This window comes from Nocardioides aequoreus (genome assembly GCF_000720335.1).
Taxonomy (GTDB): Bacteria; Actinomycetota; Actinomycetes; order Propionibacteriales; family Nocardioidaceae; genus Marmoricola; species Marmoricola aequoreus.
Window position 1 is genome coordinate 115,393 of the sequence record NZ_JOJN01000001.1, and the last position, 22,205, is coordinate 137,597.

The 22,205-nt window shown below is 74.2% G+C and carries 23 protein-coding genes; 5 read left to right on the forward strand and 18 right to left on the reverse strand.

Features of this window, described 5'->3' with window-relative positions:
* Nucleotides 1-2 precede the first annotated feature (2 nt).
* Entirely contained in the window at nucleotides 3-1,043 is a 1,041-nt protein-coding gene (gene rpsB, locus IG63_RS0100495) for a 30S ribosomal protein S2 (RefSeq protein WP_030482419.1), read from the reverse strand.
* A gap of 733 nt (nucleotides 1,044-1,776) precedes the next feature.
* Between rpsB and IG63_RS23430 the strand changes: the two genes are divergently transcribed.
* Nucleotides 1,777-2,298 carry a murein hydrolase activator EnvC family protein gene (locus IG63_RS23430; RefSeq protein ID WP_030482420.1) on the forward strand — a complete coding sequence of 174 codons (522 nt, stop codon included), beginning with the start codon at nucleotides 1,777-1,779 and terminating at the stop codon, nucleotides 2,296-2,298.
* A 12-nt stretch (nucleotides 2,299-2,310) separates the two neighbouring features.
* Here the strand turns inward: IG63_RS23430 and IG63_RS0100505 are convergent, their stop codons facing one another.
* From IG63_RS0100505 to IG63_RS0100520, 4 genes are all read right to left on the reverse strand, one after another.
* The gene (locus IG63_RS0100505; protein ID WP_030482421.1) at nucleotides 2,311-3,231 is read right to left on the reverse strand and encodes a tyrosine recombinase XerC; all 921 of its coding nucleotides are present in this window, start codon (nucleotides 3,229-3,231) and stop codon (nucleotides 2,311-2,313) included.
* A 72-nt stretch (nucleotides 3,232-3,303) separates the two neighbouring features.
* Nucleotides 3,304-4,467 carry a DNA-processing protein DprA gene (locus IG63_RS0100510; RefSeq protein WP_030482422.1) on the reverse strand — a complete coding sequence of 388 codons (1,164 nt, stop codon included), beginning with the start codon at nucleotides 4,465-4,467 and terminating at the stop codon, nucleotides 3,304-3,306.
* Complete coding sequence (locus IG63_RS0100515; protein WP_030482423.1) at nucleotides 4,464-6,089, reverse strand: YifB family Mg chelatase-like AAA ATPase; 1,626 nt, start codon at nucleotides 6,087-6,089, stop codon at nucleotides 4,464-4,466. The genes IG63_RS0100510 and IG63_RS0100515 overlap by 4 nt, the downstream gene beginning before the upstream one ends.
* Nucleotides 6,089-6,451 (reverse strand): YraN family protein, encoded by a 363-nt coding sequence (locus IG63_RS0100520; protein ID WP_030482424.1) that lies wholly within the window; start codon nucleotides 6,449-6,451, stop codon nucleotides 6,089-6,091. The genes IG63_RS0100515 and IG63_RS0100520 overlap by 1 nt, the downstream gene beginning before the upstream one ends.
* A gap of 235 nt (nucleotides 6,452-6,686) precedes the next feature.
* Here IG63_RS0100520 and IG63_RS0100525 point away from each other — a divergent pair, with 235 nt between their 5' ends.
* Both IG63_RS0100525 and IG63_RS0100530 read left to right on the forward strand, forming a co-directional pair.
* Entirely contained in the window at nucleotides 6,687-7,307 is a 621-nt protein-coding gene (locus IG63_RS0100525) for a TadE/TadG family type IV pilus assembly protein (protein ID WP_169741738.1), read from the forward strand.
* Nucleotides 7,304-9,061: a pilus assembly protein TadG-related protein gene (locus tag IG63_RS0100530; protein WP_030482426.1), complete on the forward strand. Its 1,758-nt coding sequence runs from the start codon at nucleotides 7,304-7,306 to the stop codon at nucleotides 9,059-9,061. The genes IG63_RS0100525 and IG63_RS0100530 overlap by 4 nt, the downstream gene beginning before the upstream one ends.
* Nucleotides 9,062-9,064: 3 nt before the next feature.
* Here IG63_RS0100530 and IG63_RS0100535 read toward each other — a convergent pair whose 3' ends face one another.
* The 4 genes from IG63_RS0100535 to rplS are packed head-to-tail and all read right to left on the reverse strand — an operon-like array spanning nucleotide 9,065 to nucleotide 11,278.
* Nucleotides 9,065-9,376, reverse strand: a complete 312-nt coding sequence (locus IG63_RS0100535) for a DUF2469 domain-containing protein (protein ID WP_030482427.1) — start codon at nucleotides 9,374-9,376, stop codon at nucleotides 9,065-9,067.
* Nucleotides 9,373-10,134 carry a ribonuclease HII gene (locus tag IG63_RS0100540; RefSeq protein WP_084596438.1) on the reverse strand — a complete coding sequence of 254 codons (762 nt, stop codon included), beginning with the start codon at nucleotides 10,132-10,134 and terminating at the stop codon, nucleotides 9,373-9,375. The genes IG63_RS0100535 and IG63_RS0100540 overlap by 4 nt, the downstream gene beginning before the upstream one ends.
* Complete coding sequence (gene lepB, locus IG63_RS0100545) at nucleotides 10,131-10,886, reverse strand: signal peptidase I (protein ID WP_245604212.1); 756 nt, start codon at nucleotides 10,884-10,886, stop codon at nucleotides 10,131-10,133. The genes IG63_RS0100540 and lepB overlap by 4 nt, the downstream gene beginning before the upstream one ends.
* 41 nt (nucleotides 10,887-10,927) lie before the next feature.
* Complete coding sequence (gene rplS, locus IG63_RS0100550; protein ID WP_030482430.1) at nucleotides 10,928-11,278, reverse strand: 50S ribosomal protein L19; 351 nt, start codon at nucleotides 11,276-11,278, stop codon at nucleotides 10,928-10,930.
* A 203-nt stretch (nucleotides 11,279-11,481) separates the two neighbouring features.
* Between rplS and IG63_RS0100555 the strand changes: the two genes are divergently transcribed.
* On the forward strand, nucleotides 11,482-12,576 hold the full coding sequence (locus IG63_RS0100555) for a DNA glycosylase AlkZ-like family protein (protein WP_030482431.1): 1,095 nt from the start codon (nucleotides 11,482-11,484) through the stop codon (nucleotides 12,574-12,576).
* 242 nt (nucleotides 12,577-12,818) lie between these two features.
* Here IG63_RS0100555 and trmD read toward each other — a convergent pair whose 3' ends face one another.
* The 4 genes from trmD to rpsP are packed head-to-tail and all read right to left on the reverse strand — an operon-like array spanning nucleotide 12,819 to nucleotide 15,320.
* Nucleotides 12,819-13,988 (reverse strand): tRNA (guanosine(37)-N1)-methyltransferase TrmD, encoded by a 1,170-nt coding sequence (trmD, locus tag IG63_RS0100560; RefSeq protein ID WP_030482432.1) that lies wholly within the window; start codon nucleotides 13,986-13,988, stop codon nucleotides 12,819-12,821.
* Between the two features lie 2 nt (nucleotides 13,989-13,990).
* Entirely contained in the window at nucleotides 13,991-14,509 is a 519-nt protein-coding gene (gene rimM / locus IG63_RS0100565) for a ribosome maturation factor RimM (protein WP_030482433.1), read from the reverse strand.
* Nucleotides 14,506-14,748, reverse strand: a complete 243-nt coding sequence (locus IG63_RS0100570) for an RNA-binding protein (protein ID WP_030482434.1) — start codon at nucleotides 14,746-14,748, stop codon at nucleotides 14,506-14,508. Before IG63_RS0100570 ends, rimM begins: the two co-directional genes overlap by 4 nt.
* A 2-nt stretch (nucleotides 14,749-14,750) precedes the next feature.
* Nucleotides 14,751-15,320 (reverse strand): 30S ribosomal protein S16, encoded by a 570-nt coding sequence (gene rpsP / locus IG63_RS0100575; protein WP_030482435.1) that lies wholly within the window; start codon nucleotides 15,318-15,320, stop codon nucleotides 14,751-14,753.
* A gap of 177 nt (nucleotides 15,321-15,497) precedes the next feature.
* Here rpsP and IG63_RS0100580 point away from each other — a divergent pair, with 177 nt between their 5' ends.
* Nucleotides 15,498-16,124 (forward strand): hypothetical protein, encoded by a 627-nt coding sequence (locus IG63_RS0100580; RefSeq protein WP_030482436.1) that lies wholly within the window; start codon nucleotides 15,498-15,500, stop codon nucleotides 16,122-16,124.
* On the opposite strand, the gene IG63_RS0100585 is transcribed toward IG63_RS0100580, so the two are convergent.
* From IG63_RS0100585 to IG63_RS0100605, 5 genes are all read right to left on the reverse strand, one after another.
* The gene (locus IG63_RS0100585) at nucleotides 16,018-16,818 is read right to left on the reverse strand and encodes a putative protein N(5)-glutamine methyltransferase (RefSeq protein ID WP_051705996.1); all 801 of its coding nucleotides are present in this window, start codon (nucleotides 16,816-16,818) and stop codon (nucleotides 16,018-16,020) included. The genes IG63_RS0100580 and IG63_RS0100585 overlap by 107 nt on opposite strands.
* On the reverse strand, nucleotides 16,815-17,888 hold the full coding sequence (locus IG63_RS0100590; RefSeq protein ID WP_030482438.1) for an amidohydrolase family protein: 1,074 nt from the start codon (nucleotides 17,886-17,888) through the stop codon (nucleotides 16,815-16,817). Before IG63_RS0100590 ends, IG63_RS0100585 begins: the two co-directional genes overlap by 4 nt.
* Before the next feature lie 42 nt (nucleotides 17,889-17,930).
* Nucleotides 17,931-19,493, reverse strand: a complete 1,563-nt coding sequence (gene ffh, locus IG63_RS0100595; RefSeq protein WP_030482439.1) for a signal recognition particle protein — start codon at nucleotides 19,491-19,493, stop codon at nucleotides 17,931-17,933.
* 66 nt (nucleotides 19,494-19,559) lie between these two features.
* Entirely contained in the window at nucleotides 19,560-21,806 is a 2,247-nt protein-coding gene (locus IG63_RS0100600; protein WP_030482440.1) for a [protein-PII] uridylyltransferase, read from the reverse strand.
* A 13-nt stretch (nucleotides 21,807-21,819) separates the two neighbouring features.
* Complete coding sequence (locus IG63_RS0100605; protein ID WP_030482441.1) at nucleotides 21,820-22,158, reverse strand: P-II family nitrogen regulator; 339 nt, start codon at nucleotides 22,156-22,158, stop codon at nucleotides 21,820-21,822.
* Nucleotides 22,159-22,205: the final 47 nt, after the last annotated feature.

Consider the following 22,205-nt stretch of genomic DNA (forward strand, 5'->3'; position numbering starts at 1 on the left):
GCTCAGGCCTCCTTGCTCTCGGTGGTGTCGGCAACCTCGGTCGACTCGGTCGACTCGGTCGACTCGGTCGACTCGGCGGCCGGGGTCTCGGCAGCCTCCGCGGCCGGGGCGGCAGCCTCGTCGGTCTCGACCGGGGCGGCAGCCTCGACGGTCTCCTCGGGAGCCGGGGCCTCGGTGGCCTCGCTCGCGGCACCCGTCGCCTCGGCGGCGGGGGTCTCGGCAGCGGCGTCACCGGTGGCGGCGGCAGCGGCCTGCTCGACCTTTGCGGCCTCCTGGCCCTGCAGCAGGTCGCGCTCCCAGTCGGCCAGCGGCTCGGCCTCGCCGAGCGCGGCCTCCTCGCCGGTCGAGCCGCCCGAGCGGGCGATCAGACCGTCGGCGACGGCGTCGGCGACCACGCGGGTCAGCAGCGAGACGGCGCGGATGGCGTCGTCGTTGCCCGGGATCGGGAAGTCGACCTCGTCGGGGTCGCAGTTGGTGTCGAGGATGCCGATGATCGGGATCCGCAGCTTGCGGGCCTCCTCGACCGCCAGGTGCTCCTTCTTGGTGTCGACGATCCAGACCGCGCTGGGGGTCCGGCTCATCTCGCGGATGCCGCCCAGGGTCTTGTCGAGCTTGTCGCGCTCCCGCTTCATCTGCAGGAGCTCCTTCTTCGTGCGGCCCGAGCCGGCCACGTCGTCGAAGTCGACGTCGTCGAGCTCCTTGAGGCGGTTGATCCGCTGGTGCACGGTCTGGAAGTTGGTCAGCATGCCGCCCAGCCAGCGCTGGTTGACGAAGGGCATCCCCACGCGGGTCGCCTGCTCGGCGATCGCCTCCTGGGCCTGCTTCTTGGTGCCGACGAACATGATCGTCCCGCCCTTGGAGACGGTGTCCTTGATGAACGCGTAGGACGCGTCGATGTAGGACAACGACTGCTGCAGGTCGATGATGTAGATGCCGTTGCGCTCGGTCATGATGAAGCGCTTCATCTTGGGGTTCCAGCGACGGGTCTGGTGCCCGAAGTGGACGCCGCTCTCGAGGAGCTGGCGCATGGTGACGACTGCCATCTGGTTCTCTCCGTGTCGGAGCCCCGGACGCGCGCACGCGGCCGGCAGCTCGGTGTCTTCAGTTCCTGCAGGCGCCCCTACCGGCGGTAGGGGGTGTCCTGCCCTGGCGCTCGAACGAGCGACCCGCCCTGGCACGACTGCTGCCAGGGACTGCCGGGTGCTCGACCGCGTGTGACGTGCGAGGAGCGGAAACCACCTCGCACCGCGGAACGGGCGCGCGAAGTCAACCCAGTCGGGTTGCTGGGGCCAGTCTAGGCGGGCGCACGACGCCATGGCGAATTCTCACGCCGCCAGGGCTGAGCCTGCGAAGCCCTGTGGGCGGCGGGAGGTCGAGGAGGTGGCTCTCGGACCCGACGTAGGCGCCGTCCTGAGGAGCCGAGGAACGAGGCGTCTCGAAGGGAGGGCCCGAGAGCCACCGTCTCGAGACCCGCGGGACGACCTGAGGCTACGGAGCCCTGTGGCGGCGGGAGGAGGTGGCTCTCGGACCCGACGTAGGCGCCGTCCTGAGGAGCCGAGGAACGAGGCGTCTCGAAGGGAGGGGCCGAGAGGCACCGTCTCGAGACCCGCGGGACGACCTGAGCCTGCGAAGCCATGCGGGCGGCGGAAGGGCGAGGAAGTGGCTCCCGGACCCGAGAGCCGCCGACTGCCGTCCACAGGGGCCGGGCCGCGGTCCGTCGTCCACAGGTGTGCCGCCGCTCCCCCACGCACGACCGCGGGAGCCCACGCTGGCCGGGTGCTGCGCCGACTGCTGCTCCTGCCGATCCTGCTGCTGGTCCTGCTGCTCCCCCGGCCGGCCGCGGGCGCCGAGCCCGCGCCGTCCCGCGACGGTGCCTGGCCCCTCCAGCCGCGGCCGCAGGTGGTCGAGGGGTTCGACCCGCCCGCGGTGCGGTGGGGCTCGGGGCACCGCGGGGTCGACCTCGCGGGGTGGCCGGGCGCCCCGGTGCACGCGGCGCTGGCGGGGCGGGTGGCCTTCGTCGGCACCGTCGCCGGGCGCGGCGTGGTCAGCGTGCAGCACGGCGCGCTGCGCACGACGTACCAGCCCGTGACCCCCTCCGTGGCGGCCGGCGACACGGTCGCTCGGGGCCAGGTCATCGGCCACCTCGCCCTGGCGGGCAGCCACTGCTTCCCCGGCAGCTGCCTGCACTGGGGTCTCAAGCGCGGCGAGACCTACCTCGACCCGCTCGTGCTCGTGGGTGCCGGTCCGGTGCGACTGCTGCCGCTGCGTCCCCTGGGGCTGCTCGGCGGCGTGGTGTGAGGCAGAGGGCGGTCAGGCCCGCGGGTGGGCCAGGCGGTAGGCCGAGCGGAGCCGCTCGCTGCTGACGTGGGTGTAGATCTGCGTGGTGGCCAGCGAGGCGTGACCGAGCAGCTCCTGCACGGTGCGCAGGTCGGCGCCTCCCTCGAGCAGGTGGGTGGCTGCCGAGTGGCGCAGGCCGTGAGGCCCCAGGTCGGGGGCGTGCGGCACGTCGGCGACGCGCGCGTGCACCATCGCCCGCACCACGCGCTGGTCGACGCGGCGGCCGCGGGCGCCCAGGAAGAGGGCGCCGCCCGCGCCGCTGGCGATCAGGGCCGGCCGACCGACCGCGAGCCAGCGCCCCACGGCCTCGTCGGCCGGCACTCCGTACGGCACGGTGCGCTCCTTGCGCCCCTTGCCGAGGACGCGCACGACCCGGCGGTGCCGGTCGAGGTCGTCGACGTCGAGGGAGCAGAGCTCCCCGACGCGGATGCCGGTGGCGTAGAGCAGCTCCAGCACCGCCACGTCGCGCAGGCCGACCGGGCTGCCGTCGTCGGCACGCACCGCGGCGGCCTCCAGCAGCGACCGGGCCTCCCCCGGGCTCAGCGCCGCGGGGAGCGGCCGCGCCTGCTTGGGCGAGCCCAGGGTGGCACCGGGGTCCTGCGCCGCCCGACCGGTGCGGTGCGCCCAGGCGGTGAAGACCCGCACGGCGGTCGCCCGACGCGCCAGGGTGGTGCGGGCCCGTCCGCGGGTCTGCTGGTTGGCCAGCCAGCTGCGCAGGGTGCGCAGGTCGAGGTGGTCGAGCTCGGTGTGACCCAGCCGCGCGGCGTGCCCGAGCATGCCGGCCACGTCGCCGAGGTAGGCCCGCACTGTGTGGGGGGTGAGGTCCCGCTCGGAGACCAGGTGGCGCTCGTACGCCGCCAGGGCGGCGGCGAAGGTCTCCGGGAGCTCGTCCACCGGCTCAGCGTAGGTGCGGGGACGCCGGGTCACCGGCTCCCCGCGCGGTGTGCCGCGCCGGCGAGCGCACCCTCACCCCGGCGCGGCCCGGTCGAGCACGCGCCACCGCCCGTCGCCGTGCTCCACCAGCCCCGCCTCCAGGAGCACCTCGAGCGCCTGGGCCGTGCGCGTCGGGGCGATCCCGGCCACGGCGGCGATCGAGGTCGCCGCCGCTCCCCGCACGACCGGCACGGCGTCGAGCACCTGCCGCTGCAGCAGGCTCAGCCGGTCGCGCGGCCCGTCGTCGGCCCGCAGCTCCTCCGCCTGGTGGGAGCCGACGGGGGCGACGGCCTCGAGCACCTCCTCGCCCCTGGTGACGAGCAGGGCGTCGCGGGCGCGGATCATCTGATGCACCCCCACCGACTGCGCGCTGGTGACCGGCCCGGGCACGCCCATCAGCACCCGGCCCAGGCTGCCCGCCCAGTTGCCGGTGTTGAGCGCCCCGCTGCGGACCGCGGCCTCGACCACGACCGTGCCGCCCGCGAGCGCCGCGATGAGACGGTTGCGGGCGAGGAAGCGGATCCGCATCGGTGCGGCACCGGGCGGGCTCTCGGAGACCACCAGGCCGACCTCGGCCAGGTGGTCGATCAGGTCGCGGTGCGCCGTCGGGTAGGCGCGGTCGGCCCCGCAGGCCAGCACGGCGACGCTCGGACCGCCCGCGCGCAGGGCGCCCCGGTGGGCGGCCTGGTCGATGCCGAAGGCCGCGCCGGAGACCGTCGTCCAGCCCGCCTGCGCCAGCACCCGGCCGAGGCCGTCGGCGACCTCGGTGCCGTAGGTGGTGGCGCTGCGCGACCCCACCACCGCCACGGCGCTCGCGCAGGCTGCGTCGAGCCGCAGCGGCCCGCGGCACCACAGGCCCAGCGGCACGTCACCCCGGTCGTTGAGGTGGGGCGCGTGGGCCAGGTCGCCCAGCTGCGCGGGCCACTCCGCGTCTCCCGGCACCACGAAGCGCAGGCCCAGCCGGGCAGCCCGGTCGAGCTCGCGCTCCGGGTCGGCGCGCTCCAGGCGCGCGGCGAGGTCGCCGCCGGCCTCCCCGGCCCGGCCCTGCTCGTGGAGGCCCTCGAGCGTGGCCACCGCGCCCAGGTCGGCGACGAGGCCGGCCAGGCGCGGGTGCCCGGGCTCGCCGGCGACCGAGAGCGCCACCCGGGCCAGCCGCTCGGCGTCGTCCGCGACGCCGCCCCGCGGCGCGGCGCTCATGCGCTCTCCTCGGCCGGGCCGCCCTGGCGGTGGGGCAGCTGGCGGTCGAGCAGGGGCTGCTGCAGTCGGAGCCGCAGGGCGACGTCGAGCTCGTCGGGCCCGGGCCGGTCGAGTCCTCGCAGGTCGGCCACGCTCCAGGCGACCCGGTGCACCCGCACCGAGCCGCGACGGGTCAGCTTGCCGCGCAGCACCTCCTCCTCGAGCCGGGCGTGCGCCGCGGCCTCCAGCGGCAGGCGCTCGCGCAGCCACGGACCGGGAGCCTGCGCGTTGAGCCGCCACGGGGCGTCCGCGTAGCGCGCGGCCTGCCGGGCCCGGGCGGCGGTGACCCGGGCACGGACCACCGCGCTGCTCTCGGGCACCTCGAAGGGAAGCGGCCTGCCACCGGTGCGCGGCTCGACGAATCGCGTGATGTCGACGCGATCGGCGATCGGGCCGGAGATCTTCGAGCGGTACTCCCGGCGCCGCCGCTCGCCGCAGGTGCACTGGTGGCTGGGGTCGGCCGGGTGGTACTCCCCGCAGCGGCACGGGTTGCAGGCGAAGACGAACATGGCGCGGGCGGGGTAGACCGCGTCGTCCTCGCCCCGCGAGATCGAGATCTCGCCCGCCTCCAGCGGCTCCCGCAGCGCCTCGATGACGTCGCTGGGGAAGAGCGGGAACTCGTCCATGAAGAGCACCCCGAGGTGGGCCTTGCTGACCTCACCCGGACGCACCCGCCCGGTGCCGCCGCCGAGCACGCCGCTGCGCGACGCCGAGTGGTGCGGGGAGCGGAAGGGCGGGCGCGTGATCCGCGTGGCCCCGGGCGGCAGGGCGCCGCAGAGCGAGTGCACCGCGGTGAGCTCGAGCGACTCCTCGTCGGAGAGGTCGGGCAGCAGCCCGGGGATGCGCTCGGCGATCGTGGTCTTGCCCGAGCCCTTGGGCCCGGTGAGCAGCAGGTGGTGGCCGCCGGCCGCCGCGACCTCGACCGCGTAGCGCACGTCGGGGATGCCGAGCACGTCGCGCAGGTCGAGGTCGTCGAGCCGCTCCTCGCCGCGCCACGACAGCAGCGGTGCGCCGCTCATCGGCTCCACCGGAGGCGCCTCGGGCACCTCCTCACCCGCCAGGAGCGCGACCACCTGGCCGAGCGAGCGGACGCCGAAGACCTGGAGCCCGCTCACCATCGCGGCCTCGTCGACCTGCGGCTCCGGCACGTAGACGGTGTGCAGGCCCTGTGCGGCCGCCGCCATGGCCATCGGCAGCACCCCCGGCACGCAGCGCAGCCGCCCGTCGAGGGTGAGCTCGCCGATCATCGCCGCTCCCCGCATCGCCGCCGACGGGATGTCGGGGTCGGCGGCCGCCAGCACGGCGACCGCGATGGCGAGGTCGAAGTGGGGTCCGCGCTTGGGCAGGTCGGCGGGCGAGAGCAGGATGGTGACGCGCTTGGTCGACGGCCAGCGGCGACGCTCGGCCTCGAAGACGGTGTTGCCGATCGCGGCTCGGCACCGGTCCTTGGCCTCGTTGATGGAGACGTCGGGACGGCCCACCAGAGCGGTGACGATGACGCCGTTGGAGAGGTCGACCTGCACGTCGACCACGTGGCCCGTCGAGCCGACCAGGGCCACCGCGTGGGTGGTGGCCACCGCCATCAGGCGACGCCCCGCACGTGCTCGACGGTCGCCGCGCCGCGGCCGGTGGCCAGCACGCCGACGACGTCGATGCGCACCTCGGCGTCGGGCAGACCGTGCGCCTCGGCCCAGCGCAGCGCCAGCAGCCGCAGCCGGTCGGCCTTCGGCTGCGCCACCGCCTCCAGCGGGTGGCCGCCGACCTCGCCGCTGCGCGTCTTCACCTCGCAGCAGACCAGCAGGTCGCCCTCGCGCAGCACGAGGTCGAGCTCGCCGAGGTCGCAGCGCCAGTTGCGGTCGACCACGGTCATGCCCGCTTCGGTCAGGTGGCGCGCCGCGACGCGCTCGCCGTAGGCGCCGAGCCCCTGGTTGCGTGATGCCGTCATGACGCGATCCCACCAGCGGCAGCGGCGGTACGCCGGGTGCTCGGCGAGGCTGTGGACGACGGGCCTCGCGCGGTGGGCTGTGGACGCCTCCCGGTCGTCAGCGGCCATTCCTAGACCAGTTGTGGCCCAGCGGCACCAGTTCGCTCGCTTCGCCGGACGAAATGCCCGATTTGCGAGGACACTCGTGCCACTCACCCTGCGTGCCCGCCCGACCGTGCCCCCGAGGACCACCACCATGCTGCTGCGACCACGCCCTCGAGGCGAGGACGGCGCCGTCGCCGTCGAGGCGGCCCTGGTCATGCTCCCGCTCTTCCTCGTCGTCATCGGCATCCTGGAGATGTCCTTCCTGATGCGTGGCGTCACCGCCGCCAACAGCGCCGTCGCCGCCGGCGCCCGCAGCGCGAGCGTCTCGGCCGCCGCGGGCCCGTGCGGGTCCGCCTGCAGCAACACCGCCACGCCCCGGCTGGCCGAGGTCACCGTCGACGCCATCGAGCGCAGCGGCACCGCCCTGCCGAGCCAGGCGATCGAGTGGGTGATGGTCTACGACGCCGACACCAACGGCATGCCCACCGGCCAGACCGGCGGCTTCGACGTCACCAAGTGCACGCTCAACTGCGTCGTCTACACGATGAAGAGCAGCGGCCACCTGGAGTACCAGTCTGGCGCCTGGAACACCACGGCCGAGGTCAACGCCTGCGTCAACGACCCCAACCGCACTGCCGTGGGCGTGGCCATACGCGCGAAGCACTCGTGGTTCACCGGCTTCTTCGGGCAGACCTACTCCTTCAACCAGCGCAACGTGATGCAGTTCGAGCCCCTGCCCAACGACTCGTGCGGCAAGGGGAAGCACGCGTGAGCACCGGGCGCCCGCGGCGAGACCCGCACGGCGAGCGGGGGTACGCCGCCGTGCTCACCGCGGTCTTCGTGGCCTTCGTGATGCTGCCCTGCTGCGCCATCGCCATCGACGTGGCGCGGATGTACCTGGAGATCCAGCGGGTCCAGAACGCCGCGGACGCCGCCGCCCTCGCAGCAGTCACCTACCTGCCCGACGACTTCAACGCGGCGGCGACCACCGCGCGGGCGGTCTCGGGCAAGAACGGCTACCCCGACACCGACCCGGTCGACGTCGCGGTCACCCTCGGCGCCAAGCCGACGCAGCTCAAGGTCACGGTCACCAGCACGATCAGGAACAGCTTCGCCGCCGCCTTCGGCATGGACTTCGCCACCGTCAAGCGCAGCGCGATGGCGGACTACAACGGCCCCGCCCCCATGGGCAGCCCCTGCAACAGCTTCGGCAACGAGCCGCCCCCGGGGTACGCCGAGGCCAACGCCCCCGGCCAGCAGACCGTGGCAGCGCCTCCCGGTGGCGCCACCTGCAGCACCAAGCCCGACTTCTGGGCCGCCATCGCGGGACCCGGCACCCCCAAGGCCAACGGCGACGCCGTCATGACGCGCAGCTGTGCCGCGGGCACCTCCGGGTGCAACGGCACCGTCAACGCGGAGTTCGACCCGACCGGCTACTTCTACGTAGTGCGGGTGGAGCCGGCCGCGGTCGGCCAGCCGGTGCGGCTGCAGGTCTTCGACCCCGCGCACGTCGCGGTCGGAGACAACTGCGAGAACGCGCCGAAGGAGGTCGAGGCCACCACGACCAGGCTCGAGGACGTCATGAACCCCTACACCCATGACGGCCTCACCCGCTACGCCGGGGGCGCGGCCGGCAACTACTGCACCGGCGACGTGGGCAGCGGCGTCATCACCTCCTTCGCCGTGCGCGGCCCCACCGACACCTACCAGCCCGTCAACGGCCCGGCCATGACCGACTGCGTGCGCCAGTTCAAGTCCTACGGCGCCAGCACGGCGACGAGCAAGACCCTGCGGGACAAGCGCAACGACGGCAGCACCAACGGCAGCTACAACCACGAGGTCGCCCGGGTCTTCCGGCAGTGGGTCGACCTGTGCACCTTCACGCCGACCAAGGCCGGCGACCACTACATCCAGGTACGCACCAACGTGTCGCTGACCGGAGCAGCGCTGACCGACTCGATCGGCGGCATCTACGGCGGCAACCAGCGCGTCTTCACCCAGATGGGGGACGACACCGCGGTGGGCGGGTCGGGCAACAACCGCTTCGCCTTCCGGGCCGTCGGCCCGGCCAAGGCGTCGGTCAGCATCTCGGGCTGGGAGGAGATGGGCGTCTACGCCAACTACCCGCAGGCGAACACGATCTTCAACCTGGTGCGCGTGATCCCCGCGGCGGCGAGCAAGACCCTCATCGTCACCTTCTTCGACGTCGGCGACGCCAGCGGCGCGGGCACGATCAAGGTGCTCAAGCCGCTGGACTCCAACCTGCCCGACACCCTGGTCGGCTGCACCGGCAGTGGCGTGCGCACCTCGGTTCCCGACTGCCAGCTCACCAACGTCAGCTCCAGCTCGGGCTTCAACGGCAAGACCCAGACCGTGCGCGTGCCCATCCCGGCGACCTACACCTGCGAGTCGACCCAGCGTGGCGGCTGCTGGTTCCGCCTCACCGTGTCGTTCCCGGGCGGCGTCACCGACACCACCACGTGGTCGGCCCGCGTCGAGGGCGACCCGGTGCGGCTGATCGAGTAGCGCTCAGTCCTTCGGCGGCTCGATCTCGCCGTGGGCGAGCTCCTCGACGTTGACGTCCTTGAAGGTCAGCACCTTGACGTTCTTGGCCAGGCGGCGGGCGGGGCGGTACATGTCCCACACCCAGGCGTCGGTGAGCGTGACCTCGAAGAAGACCTCGCCGGTCTCGCTGCGCGCCTTCACGTCGACCTGGTTGGCCAGGTAGAAGCGGCGGTCGGTCTCGACGACGTACTTGAAGATGCCGACCACGTCGCGGTACTCGCGGTAGAGGTCGAGCTCCATCTCGGTCTCGTACCTCTCCAGATCCTCCGCGCTCATCGTGATGCCTCCTGCAGCTCCGGACCGGTCATGGCGTCGGGCCTGATGCTCTCAGGCCCGGCAAACAGCTCGAGCTGCGGCTCCAGCGCCAGCGGCGGCGGGTCCACGATCCCGGCAGCGCGACGCACGTTGACGAAGCGCATCCGGTGGACCGGGCTCGGCCCGTGCTCGGCCAGCGCCGCCGTGTGCTCCTCGGTGATGTAGCCCTTGTGGGTGGCGAAGTCGTAGACCGGGTAGTCCTCGTGCAGGTCGCACATCAGTCGGTCGCGGGTGACCTTGGCGATGACCGAGGCGGCGGCGATGCACCCGGCCACCCGGTCGCCCTTCCAGATCGCGAGCCCGGGCACCTCGAGACCGTCGACGGGGAAGCCGTCGGTGAGCACGTACGCCGGCCGCGAGGCCAGCCGGGCCAGGGCGCGGCGCAGCGCCTCGACGTTGGCGACGTGCATCCCGAGCCGGTCGCACTCCCCCGGCTCCACCACGACGACCGACCACGCCGCCGCGCGTCGCAGCACCTGCTCGTAGCAGCGCTCCCGCGCCCGCGCCGTCAGCAGCTTGGAGTCGGCCAACCCCGGGACCTGCCCGGCCCGCCCCTCGGGGAGCACCACCGCGGCGGCGACGAGTGGCCCCGCACAGGCACCGCGACCGGCCTCGTCGACGCCGGCCACGGGGCTCAGGCCGACACGTCGCAGCGCCCGCTCGTAGCCGTAGAGGCCGGCGTCGCGGCGTACGGTCGCTCCCCGGGGCAGCTCGCTCATCCCGAGCCCTCCTGCGAGCCCCCCTGGGGATCGGGGACGCCGTCGAACACCTCCGGCCGGTCGATCAGCTCGGCCCGGCCCCACGGCCAGACCAGGGCGAAGACCTTGCCGACGACCAGGTCCTCCTTGACGAAGCCGCCGCCGGGACCGCCCATGTGGCCGCGGGAGTCGAAGGAGAAGGCGCGGTTGTCGCCCATCATCCACAGGTAGCCGTCGGGGACGGTCTTGTCGAAGGTGACGTCGGAGGGGTCGGTGCCGGGCGGCAGGTAGGCGCTCTCGTCGAGCGGGTCGCCGTTGACGGTGATGCGACCGTCGTCGTCGCAGCACACGATGTGGTCGCCGCCCACGGCCATGACGCGCTTCACCAGGTGACCGCCCGTGGGGTAGAGCCCGATCCGCTCCAGCACGCCGGAGACGGGGCCGGTCGCGCCGGCGGTGTCGACGGGGTCGAGCCAGCCGCCGGGATCCTTGAAGACGATGATGTCGCCGCGCTGCGGCTCCCCGCTGCCCCAGTAGGAGACCTTCTGCACCAGGATCCGGTCGTCCTCGACGAACTGCGGCTCCATCGAGGGCGACGGGATGTAGAAGGCCTGCAGGAACAGCGCCTTGATCAGCACCGCCAGAGCCAGGGCGATGCCGAGCAGCACCACCGACTCCAGCCACAGCGGCATCGGCTTCTTGCCGGCGCGCTGCTCCTTGCGCCTGCGACGCCGGCCTCCCGAGGTGTCGGTGGCCTCGTCGACGTCAGTCACGGCACGAGCCTACGTCGCCCGACCACGGTGCGGGGCGGACCTCAGGCCTCGCGGCGCTCCTTGATCTTGGCGGCCTTGCCGCGCAGGTTGCGCAGGTAGTAGAGCTTCGCGCGACGCACGTCACCGCGGGTGACGACCTCGACCTTCTCGAAGATCGGGGAGTGCAGCGGGAAGGTGCGCTCCACGCCGACGCCGAAGGAGACCTTGCGGACCGTGAAGGTGCGACCCACGCCGGAGCCCTGCACCTTGATGACGACGCCCTGGAAGACCTGGACGCGCGAGCGGTTGCCCTCGACCACCTTGACGTGCACCTTGACGGTGTCACCGGCGCGGAAGTCGGGGTTGTCGTCGCGCAGGGTGGCGGCGTTGAGCTGGTCGATGACGTTGGACATCTCGGTCTCCTCGTGACGGCCACAGGTCGGCCACGGAATCGGGGTGGTTGCTCGTGGTGGCCCTGGTGGTGCCGAAGCGGTCAGCCCCCTGTGGCAGGAGACCGTGGCGTACGGGCCAAGGAGCGATTTTGCCACAGCGCACGGTGCCGGCGGAAATCGAGCAGCGGACCGCCGGTGTCCGCCCCGGCTGGTAGGACGGGCCCATGACGCCACCGTGGACCAGGTCGCAGGTGCTCGCCCACCGGGTGGTCGCCCAGCAGCTCGACCGCGACCCCGGCACCACCACCGACCCGGCCCAGGTGGCGCTGCTCGACCTGGGGGCGCAGGACACCGGCCCGGACGGAGCGCGTTGGGCACTGGCGGTCCGCGGCGCCGACCTCGATCCCACCGACCTGCTCTGGGCCTGGACCCTGCGCGGCGCGCCCCACGCCTACCGCCGGTCGCAGGCGGCGGCCGTGGCCGCGGCGACGTGGCCGTGGTCGGAGGCCGACGCCGCCAAGCGGGTCTTCGACGCCGCCGCCCGCTTCGCCGCGGCCGACGTGACGGTGCTCGACGCGCTGGGCCGCATCGCCGACGAGATGCGCGACGTCGTCAGCGCGCCCACGGTCAAGGGCGAGGTCTCCGCGGCCCTGCACGAGCGGCTGCCCTCGAGCTGGCAGCGGTGGTGCCGCCCCTGCGGGGCCGAGCACGTCTACGAGCAGCCCTTCCGCCTCGCGGCCCTGCACGCCGGGCTCGAGCTGGAGCCCGGCACCTCGCCACCGGTGCTGCGCCGGGTCCCGCGGTGGCGTGGCCCGGCCGCCCGGGTCCCCGCCGGGCTCGACCCCGTGCGGGCCACGCTCCGCCTGCTCGGACCGGCCACCCACCAGCATGTGGCGGAGTACCTGGACAGCCCGGTCGCCGAGGTGCGCCGCCGCTGGCCCGACGACGCCCGCGAGGTCTCCGTCGAGGGCCAGCGGCGCTGGGCGTTCGGCGCGGAAGACCCGCCCGAGCCCGACGCCACGCGGGGCGTCGTCCGCCTGCTGGGTCCCTACGACCTCTTCCTGCAGGCACGCGACCGCGACCTGCTGGTGGCCGACCCCGCCCGACGCAAGGCGCTCTGGCCGGTGCTGGGCCGTCCGGGGGCGGTGCTCTCGGGCCACGAGGTGGTGGGCACCTGGCGTCCCCGCACCAGCGGCTCCCGACTGCGACTGGTGGTCGACCCGTGGACCCGCCTGCCCGCCCGCGCCCGGCTCGAGGAGCAGGCCGAGCGCCTCGCGACCTTCCGCTCCCTCACCTTCGCCGGCTTCCTCGACCCCTGACCGCCGCCGAACTCAAGCCCTGCTCCGAGGCTTCGACCTCCGCCCGACGACGCGGGTCTCGAGACGGCCGGCCCGCCCCCTCCTCCGTCGGGTCCGGCCATGCCTCCTCGACCTCCCGCCCTGCTCCGAGGCTTCGACTCTCCGCCCGTCCACGCGGGTCTCGAGACGGCCAGCCCGCCCCCTCCTCCGTCGGGTCCGGCCAGGCCTCCTCGACCTCCCGCCCTGCTCCGAGGCTTCGTCCCTCAGCCTCGGGGGCGTGACTTGGTCAGCACGACGGCGCCGTGGGGGGCGGGCAGGTCGGGGCGCAGGCGGTAGCCGGCGCGCTTGTACATCCGCTGGTTGCGCGCGGAGCCGGCGCCGGTGAAGAGCACGAAGCCGGTGACCTCGGGCGGGGCCGCCTGCTCGATCGCGGCGAGCAGGAAGCGACCGATGCCGGCACCCTGCAGGTCGGGGGCGGCCATGAGCCGGCCGACGTCCCAGGTGCGGTCGTCCTGCAGCCGGCCCCGGGCCGCGCCGATGAGCCGGCCCTCGTGGCGCAGCACCAGCGTCGTCCACTCCCCCAGCCACGCCTGCACGTCGGCGAGGGTCTCGTGCATCGCCGGCACGTGGACCCCCGGGTTGGCCGCCTGCTCGTCGACCCAGCAGGCCCGCTGCAGCGTGTAGACCTCACCGGCGTCGGCCGGCTGCGCCGCGCGCAGCACGGCGTCGAGACCGCCGACGTCGACCACCGAGGCGGGGTGCAGCAGGTCGGGGCGTCGCGCCGCCGTACGGCGCACAGCCTGCTCCCGGCGCCAGGCCGCGATGGCGGCGTGGTCGCCGGAGAGCAGCACCGGAGGGACGTCGAGTCCCCGCCAGCTCGCCGGCCGGGTGTAGACGGGCGCCTCGAGGAGCCCCGCGTTGTGCGACTCCTCGGTCAGCGACTCGGCGTTGCCCATGAAGCCCGGCAGCAGCCGGCCCACGGCCTCGAGCAGCACCAGCGCGGCCACCTCACCGCCGTTGAGCACGTAGTCGCCGATCGAGACCTCGCGCACCTCCAGGCGGCGGGCGGCGTCGTCGGCCACGCGCTGGTCGATGCCCTCGTAGCGTCCGCACGCCACGACCAGGTGCTCGCGGGTGGCGAGCTCCGCAGCGAGCGCCTGCGTCAGCGGCTCCCCCGCCGGGGTCGGGACGACGAGGGTCGCGCCGTCGGGCGCGAGGGCGTCGAGCGCCTCGCCCCACGGCTCGGGCTTCATCACCATGCCGGCGCCGCCGCCGGTGGGGGTGTCGTCGACGGTGCGGTGACGGTCGTGGGTCCACGACCTGAGGTCGTGCACGCCGACCTCGAGCAGGCCGGTGCGCTGCGCCTTGCCCAGCAGGGAGAGCCCGAGCGGGGCGAGGTAGTCGGGGAAGATCGAGACGACGTCGACGCGCACGGCTAGGGCTCCAGCTCGAGCAGGCCCGGCCGGTCGTCGATCACGACCCGGCCGCCGCTCACATCGACCTCGGGCACGAGTGCCACCACGAAGGGGAAGAGCAGCTCCTCACCGTCGCGGTCGATCACGAGCAGGTCCTGCCCGGCGGGGTGCTCGACCCGCACGACCTCGCCGACCCGGACGCCGTCGGCGGTCTCGACCCGGAGCCCGACCAGCTGGTGGTCGTAGAACTCCTCGGGGTCCTCGGGCTGCTCGGCCGCATCGACGTCGGCCTCGAGCAGCGCGCCGCCGAGGGCCTCGGCCTCGGTGCGGTCGGTCACCTCGGCGAAGCCGACCAGCAGCCGGCCCTGGTGCTCGCGCGCGGTCTCGACGGTGAGGACGCGGTCCCCCGCGCGCACGACGGCCCCGACGGCGAAGCGCCGTCGGGGCTCGTCGGTGCGTGGCTGGACCGCGACGTCGCCGCGGACGCCGTGGGCCCGGCCGATCCGGCCGACCACGACCCGCGCGACGCGGTGCGTCATCGCCTCCGGTCGACGTCGACGAAGTCGATGCGGGCGCCGCCCGGGCCGGCCAGCGAGCCGACCACGGTGCGGAAGGCGGTCGCCGTGCGGCCGCCTCGCCCGATCACCTTGCCGAGGTCGCTGGGGTGCACCCGCACCTCGAGCACGGAGCCGCGGCGCATCTGCTTGTCGCGCACCTGCACGTCGTCAGGGTGCTCGACGATGCCGCGGACGAGGTGCTCGAGCGCGTCGGCCAGCACGGTCACGCCTTCTCGGCGCTCTCGACGTCGGCGTCGGCGGCAGCCTCGGTGGTCACCGGCGACTCGTCGGCCGGGGTCTCGACGACCTCGGACGCACCCTCGGCGGCAGCCTCGGCCTGGGGCTCCTCGGCCTTCGGCTCGTCTGCCTTGGGCTCGTCGGCCTTGGGCTCCTCGGCGGCCTTCTTCTCGGCCTTCTTCTTGGCCGTGACGGCCTCGGACTTGGCGGTGGTGCCGGAGTCCTTGAGCGCCTCGTTGAAGATCTCGGTCTTGTCGCGCTTGGCCTCGCGGGTCCGCAGCGTGCCCTCGGTGCCCGGCAGGCCCTTGAACTTCTGCCAGTCGCCGGTGACCTTGAGGATGACCTCGACGGCCTCGCTCGGCTGGGCGCCCACACCGAGCCAGTACTGCGCGCGGTCGGAGACCACGTCGATGTACGACGGGTCCTCCTTGGGGTGGTACTTGCCGATCTCCTCGATCACGCGGCCGTCCCGCTTCTTGCGGGAGTCGACGACGACGACCCGGTAGTACGGCTGACGGATCTTGCCCATGCGCTTGAGGCGAATCTTGACGGCCACGTCTGTGGTGTCTCCTTGGAAGCTCGTGATGTGGTGGGGCTCCGCGCACCCGAGTGGGACGGGGCGAGGGCTCCGGGGGCGTGCGTACCGGATGAGAGGGTCCGGAGGCGCACGACTCAGCGCGCCATTCTGCCACGGCGGCGCGACGGAGCCGAATCCGCGTGCCACGATGCCGGGATGAGCCAGTGGGAGCTCCGCCCGACCAAGCCGCGGCCCAAGAAGCGGTGGTGGGTCGTGGGCGCGCTGCTGCTCGTCGCCGCCCTGGCCGTCTTCGTGGTCGGGCTGTGGCAGACGATCAGCTCCGCGACCGCCACCGACGCCGTCGTCGACGCGACGCGCACGCCGGTGCAGGTCGAGGTCGAGGCCGGCACCGAGCGGATGCTCTACGTGCCCGAGGACCAGCTCGGGGCGGGCTGCGCGCTCTCCGACGCCTCCGGCACGCCGCTCACGCTGTCGTCGACCGGCGCCACCACCACGGTGACCACCGAGGGTCGCACCTGGCGAGGCGTGGGCACCTTCACCAGCCCCTCCGCCGAGGTGACCGTCGACTGCGTCGGCAGCCCGCCCGGGTCGCTGGTGCGCGTGGGGGCACCGCTGGGAGCCGGCTTCGCGGCCGGCCTGGTGGTCACGATCCTGGTGCCGATGGTGCTGGGACTGGCCGGGGTCGCGGTCCTGGTCACGACCACGGTGCTGTGGGTCACCCGCAAGCCGGGCCAGCCGGGTCCGCCTCAGGGTCCGGGTCCGCAGCAGCCGGGCTGGACGCCGCCGCCCGGACCACCGTCGCCCCCACCTCCGGCCTGGTGAGCACCTCCGGCCGCAGCCCCGCCGCCACGCACGCGTCGTACGACGCCTCGGCCTGACGCTCGCTGGTCTCGAGCAGCAGCACCCCGCCCGGGGCCAGCCACGCCGCGGCGCCGGCCGCCACCCGGCGGTGCAGGTCGAGCCCGTCGGCGCCACCGTCGAGCGCCACCCGGTGCTCGTGCTCGCGGGCCTCGGCGGGCATCAGCGCCACCTCCTCGGTCGGCACGTACGGCGCGTTGACCACCAGCAGGTCGACCCGCCCGCGCAGCCGCCGCGGCAGGGCGTCGTAGAGGTCCCCCTCGTGCACCCGCTCCGCCGGCAGGTTCGTGCGCGCGCAGGTCACGGCGACGGGGTCGAGGTCGGCCGCGTGCACCTCGAGGTCCGGACGCCGCGCCGCCAGCGCGGCACCGACCGCGCCGCTGCCGCAGCAGAGGTCGACGACCAGGCCGCCCGACGGCGGGTCGGCGAGCTCGACCAGGGCCGCCGTACGCCGCCGCGGGACGAAGACGCCCGGCTGCAGCCGCACCCGCACCCCGGCGAGCTCGGCCCAGCCCAGCACCTGCTCGAGCGGCTCCCCCGCCACGCGACGCCGGACCAGCGTCTCGAGCCGCTCCCCGGCCGCCTCGTCGCGCAGCAGCGCGGCCTCCTCCTCGGCGTACACGCAGCCGGCCGCGCGCAGCCGGTCCTCCAGGCTCACGCGACGACGCGACCCCGCAGCACCACCCGCGCGGGACGGTGGAGCACCGTGAGGTCGGCCAGCGGGTCGCTGTCGTAGACGCAGAAGTCGGCCGTGGTGCCCTCGCGCAGGTGGCCGTCGAGGCCGAGCCACTCCCGGGCGCGCCAGCTCGCCGCCCCCAGCGCCGCCTCGGCGCTCATGCCGAGGCCGTGCATCGCCACGACCTCGCCGGAGAGGTTGCCGTGGCGGCTCACGCCCCCGCCGTCGCTCCCGGCGTACATCGCCACGCCCGCCTCGTGCGCCTGCATCAGGGTGTCGCGGCGTCGGGCGTGGAGGTCGGTCATGGTCTCGGCGTAGGCCGGGAAGCGCTTGCGGCCGGCCTCGGCGTACTCCGGGAACTTCTCCAGCTGCATCACCGTCGGCACCAGCGCCGTGCCGCGGGCCACCATCTGCTCGACGAGCTCGGGCCGCAGGCCGGTGCCGTGCTCGAGGCAGTCGATGCCGGCCTCGATGAGCCCGGGGAGCACCGCGGTGCCGAAGCAGTGCGCGGTCACCTTCGCGCCGTGCGCGTGGGCCGCGTCGATCGCGGCGGCGAAGGCCTCGGGCGGGAAGGACGGGAGCAGGTCGCCGCCCTCGCGGCTGATCCAGTCGCCGACGAGCTTGACCCAGCCGTCGCCGCGCTGCGCCTCCTGCGCGGCGTACGCCGCCAGCTCCTCGGGCTCGACCTCGTGGGCGTAGTTGCGGATGTAGCGCTTGGTGCGCGCGAGGTGGCGCCCGGCCCGGATCAGGCGCGGTAGGTCCTCACGCTCGTGGATCCAGGAGGTGTCGGCCGCCGAGCCGCAGTCGCGGATGAGCAGGGCGCCGCCGTCGCGGTCCTCGACCGCCTGCCGCTCGGTCTCCGCCTCGCTGACCGCGCCGCCGTCGTCGAGCCCGAGGTGGCAGTGCGCGTCGACCAGCCCCGGCACGATCCACCCCTCGGCGACCGTCTCGGCCCCGGGCTGGCGCTCGTAGGTGACCGTGCCGTCGACGACGTAGAGCTCGCGCACCTCGCCGTCGGGCAGGACCGGACCGGCGTACCTGTGGACCGTCATGCCCGGAGGCTAGCGGCCGGCGTGCGGCTCCTGGGTCCGCCGCTACTTCAGGAACTTGGAGAGGTCGCCGAGCGCGGAGAGGTCGACGTCGTCGTCCTGCTGCTTGCCGCCGAGACCGAAGGCGGAGCCGGGGGCCGCGGCGGGCTTCTCGGTCTCCTGCTGCGCCCGCTTGGCGGGGTTGCCGGACTTGCGGGCACCCTTGCCCTTCTTCTTCTGCGGGGCCTGCCGCGCGCCGGCCTTCTTGCCGCCGCCGGGCATCCCCGGCATGCCCGGCATCCCTGGCATGCCCGGCATCCCGCCGCCGCGCGCCATCTGCTGCATCATCTTGCGCGCCTCGAAGAAGCGGTCGACCAGCTGGTTGACGTCGCTGACCTGGCGGCCCGACCCGCGGGCGATGCGGGCCCGGCGTGACCCGTCGATGAGCTTGGGGTTGTCGCGCTCGGCCGGCGTCATCGACTGGATGATCGCCTGGATCCGGTCGATCTCGCGCTCGTCGAAGTTCTCGAGCTGGTCGCGGAACTGACCCATGCCGGGGAGCATCCCGAGCATCTTGCTCAGCGAGCCCATCTTGCGGACCTGCTGCATCTGCTCGAGGAAGTCGTCGAGGGTGAACTCCCCGCCCTCGCCCGAGAGCTTGGCCGCCGCCTTGGCGGCCTGGTCGGCGTCGAAGGTGCGCTCGGCCTGCTCGATCAGGGTGAGCAGGTCGCCCATGTCGAGGATGCGCGAGGCCATCCGGTCGGGGTGGAAGAGGTCGAAGTCGACGAGCTTCTCGCCGTTGGAGGCGAACATGACGGGCTTGCCGGTCATCTTCGCGATCGACAGCGCCGCACCGCCGCGGGCGTCGCCGTCGAGCTTGGTGAGCACGACCGCGTCGTAGCCGACGCCGTCGAGGAAGGCCTGCGCCGTGGTGACGGCGTCCTGGCCGATCATGGCGTCGACGACGAAGAGCACCTCGTCGGGCTGCACGGCGTCGCGGATGTCGGCGGCCTGCTGCATCAGCTCGGCGTCGATGCCCAGGCGACCGGCGGTGTCGACGATGACCACGTCGTGCAGCGTGCGCTTGGCCTCCTCGATCGCCCGGCGGGCGACCGTGACCGGGTCACCGACGCCGTTGCCGGGCTCGGGGGCGAAGACCGTGACGCCGGCGCGCTCGCCGTTGACCTGCAGCTGGTTGACCGCGTTGGGGCGCTGCAGGTCGGCGGCGACCAGCATGGGGCTGCTGCCCTGGCCCTTGAGCCACAGCGCGAGCTTGGCGGCCAGCGTGGTCTTGCCGGCGCCCTGGAGGCCCGCGAGCATGATGACGGTCGGGGGGTTCTTGGCGAAGCGCAGCCGCCGGGTCTCGCCGCCGAGGATCGAGACGAGCTCCTCGTTGACGATCTTGATGACCTGCTGGGCCGGGTTGAGCGCCCCGCTGACCTCGACGCCGCGGGCCCGCTCCTTGACCGCGGCGATGAACTCCTTGACCACCGGGAGCGCCACGTCGGCCTCGAGCAGGGCGAGCCGGATCTCGCGCGCGGTCGCGTCGATGTCGGCCTCGGAGAGCCGGCCCTTGCCGCGGAGGTTCTTGAAGGTGTCGGCGAGCCGGTCGGAGAGCGTGGCGAACAACGGAGCAACCTCGAGGTGGACGGCGTCTGGCCGGCCCGGGCGGGGTGCCCGGGCCACCGCTCAAGACTAGTCGGGGGTGGTGCCGAAGGTGCGTTCGAGGGCCGCGCGCACCACGTGGGCCGCCTCGGCGGCCCGCTCCTCGGAGAGCACCCCGGCCCAGGCCTCCTGCACGTAGAAGACGTCGACCGCCTGCGGGCCCAGCGTCGAGACGTGCGCCGAGCGCACCGACACCTCCGCTCCCGCGAGCGCCCGGCACACGACGTGGATCAGGGCGGGCCGGTCGTCGGAGCGCACCTCGAGCACGGTCGCCGACTCCGAGACCTCGGGCCGCACGGCCACGGAGGGTGCCAGTCGCAGCGCCGGGCCCAGCCGCAGCCGGGAGGCGACGTCGAGGCGACCCTCGACGATGGCCTCGAGGCGCTGCCGCAGCAGGACCGCGTCGAGGTCGTGCTCGACGACGTCCCACACCGAGACGCCGTAGCGGTCCTGCGGCCAGGCCCGGGCAGCACGCACCGAGACCCGTTGCAGCGCCAGCATCGCGGCGGCGTCCGCCAGCAGGCCGAGGCGGTCGCCGGAGACCACCGTCACGCGGGCGCCGTCGGGGTGGTCCTCGACGCTCACGGCGACCTCGCGCGGGTCGGCGGCCACGGCGGCGGGGACGACGATCTCCGGCGTGACCTGCTCGACCTCGTCGTCGGCCACGGGGTCGTCGGAGAGCACGGCGGCAGCACGCCGTACGAGGTCGGCGACCAGCGAGGCGCGCCAGCGCGTCCAGGCCTTCTCGGAGGTGGCCCGGGCGTCGGCCTCGGTGAGCGCCGCCAGCAGCTCGAGCTCCTCGCGGTCGTGGAGGCGCTCGGCGACCACCGCGACGGTGGCGGGGTCCTCGGGGTCGCGGGTCGTGGCCGTCTCGGGGAGCAGCAGGTGCCAGCGGACCAGCGTGCCGACGAGGTCGACCTCACGGGCGTCGAAGCCGATCCGTGCGGCCACCTCGCGCGCCACCGGCTCCCCGGCCACGCAGTGCTCGGTGAGCCCGCCCTTGCCGATGTCGTGCAGCAGGGCGGAGACCGCCAGCACGTCGGGACGTGCGACCCGACGGATCAGCCCGGCCGCCTCGACGCAGGTCTCGATCATGTGGCGGTCGACGGTGAAGCGGTGGATCTCCGAGGCGTGCGGGAGCAGCCGCACCCGCTCCCACTCCGGGAGCACCAGGTCGAGTGCCCCGGTCTCCTCGAGCGTCTCCCACACCGAGCGCAGGCCCGGCCCGGAGGCGAGCAGACGCACCAGCAGGTCGCGCGCCTCGTGCGGCCAGGGCTCGGGCAGCCGCGCCCCCTCGCGCACCAGGCGTGACGCGGTCGGCGGCGCCAGCACCAGGCCGCGCTCGGCGGCCTCGGCCGCGCAGCGCAGCAGCAGCAGCGGGTCGCCGGCGATCGCCGCCCCGCGGTCGAGCACCACCTCCTCGAAGGAGATCGCGACGCCGGGGGCCACCGTCTCCAGGCGCGGTCGCCGTCCCCCGCTCGGCGCCGGACGGCGCTGCGCCGCCTCGGCCCGCTGCCAGGCGAGCGAGGCGAGGTGGGCGAGCCGGCGCGCGAGCACCCGCAGGTGCCGCTGGGCCGCCTCCCCGCCGGGCAGCCCCAGCACGTCGGCCAGGTCGGGCCAGTACTCGGGGACGATCCGGTCGGTCGCCCGGCCGGCGACGGTGTGCAGCGCGTCGCGGACGTCGAGCAGCCCCTGGCGCGAGCGCTCCAGGTCTCCGTGGGGCACGTCGACCAGCCAGCTGGCCACCAGCGCCTTGAGCAGGGTGGCGTCGCGCAGCCCACCGGTCGACTGCTTGAGGTCCGGCACCGACGCGTGGGCCAGCTCCGGGTGGCGGGCGCGGCGCTCGGCCACGAGCTGCCTCAGCTCGCCGAGGCGCAGCCGGGCGTCACGGCGCCACTGGGTGGAGACCGCGGAGCGCAGCCGCAGCGTCACGCCGGGGTCGCCGGCAAGGTGGCGGCAGTCGAGCATGCCGAGCGCGACCCGCAGGTCGGCCGAGGCCTGCTGCTGCACCTCCTCGACGGTGCGCACGGCGTGGTCGACGTCCGCCCCGGAGTCCCACAGGGGGTACCAGACCTGTGCGGCCCAGTCGCCCGGCTCGACGGCGGCGTCGTGCACCAGGACGACGTCGAGGTCGCTGAAGGGGGCCAGCTCGCCGCGGCCGTAGCCGCCGACGGCGACGAGCGAGACCCCCGTCTGGGGGCAGTCCGCCTTGGCGTACGCCGCGCGGCACAGGTCGTCGGCTGCCGCGGTGCGCTCGGCGCGCTCGGCGGCGGTCATCGCGGGGCCGCCCTCAGAGGGCGGCGCTGTCGCGATCGCCGGTGCGGACCCGCACGACCGACTCCACCGGCGAGACCCAGACCTTGCCGTCGCCGATGCGACCGGTGTGGGCCGCGGCCACGATGGCCTCGGAGACCGGGCCCGCGTCGGCGTCGTCGACGAGGACCTCGACCTTGACCTTCGGCACCAGGGCGATGTCGTACTCCGCACCCCGGTAGACCTCGGTGTGGCCCTTCTGCCGGCCGTAGCCGCTGACCTCGCTGACGGTCATGCCCGTCACGCCGACGCCCTCGAGCGCCTCGCGGACGGACTCCCACTGGTGCGGCTTGATGACCGCGGTGATGAGCAACATGTCGGACAACCTCTCAGGTGAGTCGAGGGGACCCGGGAGCGAGCCCG